At 72.5% G+C, this 701-nt stretch carries 2 protein-coding genes; both read right to left on the reverse strand.

What is annotated here, in order from left to right; genetic code table 11:
• Positions 1–196, reverse strand: a 196-nt coding sequence (locus ACFWJO_RS38385; protein ID WP_386872809.1) for a hypothetical protein, incomplete at its 3' end; no start/stop codon positions are given.
• A gap of 102 nt (positions 197–298) precedes the next feature.
• A partial coding sequence (locus ACFWJO_RS38390; protein ID WP_386872811.1) for an IMP dehydrogenase occupies positions 299–701 on the reverse strand: 403 nt, incomplete at its 5' end.

The raw sequence follows: 701 nt of genomic DNA on the forward strand, positions 1-701 counted from the left end.
ACCTGAACTCTAACGGACGCAATAGTCCGGCCGCGGCGGATGCTCTGCGTAGCACGGTGTCGGCGATTGCGGCCGTAGGGCCTGCTGCGGGGGCCATCTCCTGGCGCGCGGCGTGGAGGCGCTCGAAGGCCGCCTGCAGCGCCTCCTTGCTCGGGGCCCCGTCCGTGCCGCCGAGCTCGGCGAGCGTGAGGGTCACCGCCGGAGGGTGCATGACGGAGGCGGCCGAGGCGAAGCGGTCCACGCCCTCGCAGTCCTGGGGGCGGACCACGCCGAGCAGCCCGCCGTGGGCGTCCACCACTCAGACGGCCCCGTGGTTGCGGCGGTCCACGAGGTGGAGCAGGTCCAGCACCGTGTCCTGCGGCCCGACGGTCAGGGCGGTGTCCGCCACGGGGTGGGCCACCTTCACCCGACGCACGACGTCCCGGATCACGTCCGCCGGGATGTCCTGCGGCAGGATCCCGAGACCGCCGCGCCGGGCCATGGTCTCGACCATCCGGCGCCCGGTGACGGCGGTCATGTTGGCGGAGACCAGGGGGATGGTGGCGCCCGTGCCGTCATCCGGGGCGATGTCCACGTCCATGCGACTGGCGACGTCCGAGTGCGAGGGCACGAGGAAGACGTCGTTGTACGTCAGGTCGACGACCGGGTCGGTGAGGAAGCGCATGGCGTCAGTCTCCCAGACGAGGCGGACGCCAAGGGGC

Source organism: Streptomyces sp. NPDC127092 (assembly GCF_042722475.1).
GTDB lineage: Bacteria > Actinomycetota > Actinomycetes > Streptomycetales > Streptomycetaceae > Streptomyces.